The organism is Emticicia aquatica, from assembly GCF_923079645.1.
Classification (GTDB): Bacteria; Bacteroidota; Bacteroidia; order Cytophagales; family Spirosomataceae; genus Emticicia; species Emticicia aquatica.
Genome location: NZ_CAKLPY010000024.1, coordinates 1 through 808, shown reverse-complemented (window position 1 = coordinate 808; position 808 = coordinate 1). Strand labels below are relative to the sequence as shown.

The window sequence follows — 808 nt, the reverse complement described above, 5'->3', positions numbered from 1 at the left end:
TTTCCTTCACAGTACTTGTTCACTATCGGTGTCTCAGGAGTATTTAGCCTTAGCGGATGGTACCGCTTAATTCAGAGGGGATTCCACTGGTCCCCACCTACTCAGGATACTGCTCGTCCTTAATCTCCTACGCTTACGTGACTATCACACGCTATGGTCAGATTTCCCAATCTGTTCAGCTTAAAATTAAATTCTAAATGCAGTCCTATAACCCCCACTTTGCCGTAACAAAATAGGTTTGGGCTACTCCGCGTTCGCTCGCCACTACTTGCGGAATCACTGTTGTTTTATTTTCCTCCGGTTACTTAGATGTTTCAGTTCACCGGGTTAGCTCCATACTTGGTATGGTAGTAGTTCTTCAAACTACTGGGTTGCCCCATTCGGAAATCAACGGATCACAGAAAATGTGCTTCTCCCCGTCGCTTATCGCAGCTTATCACGTCCTTCTTCGCCTCTGAGACCCTAGGCATCCTCCGTACGCCCTTATATAACTCCTATTATTATATTTTTATCTCTCTGCCAACATGTCAATGAACTCGCTCCAATTTTATCTATAGTCTATCATCGCTAATCAAGCTGTGCTTCGCAACAATATTTAATGACTATACCAAAATGAATTGTGGTATGAATACCTTATCGAAAGAACTTTATGCAACACCTTGTGTTACCTCTTTTGTAATATAATTTTCTACTCTCTGTGGAGAATAACGGAGTCGAACCGTTGACCCCCTGCTTGCAAAGCAGGTGCTCTAGCCAGCTGAGCTAATCCCCCTCTTTTACTGGTGGGCCTGCGTGGACTCGAACCACG

The 808-nt window shown here is 44.3% G+C and carries 1 tRNA gene and 1 rRNA gene; both read right to left on the bottom strand.

The annotated features are described in order from the left end of the window. A 23S ribosomal RNA gene (locus MJQ71_RS20830) occupies positions 1-497 on the bottom strand; the annotation flags it as partial. A 201-nt stretch (positions 498-698) separates the two neighbouring features. After that, positions 699-772 (bottom strand) — tRNA-Ala (locus tag MJQ71_RS20825). Between the last annotated feature and the right edge of the window lie 36 nt (positions 773-808).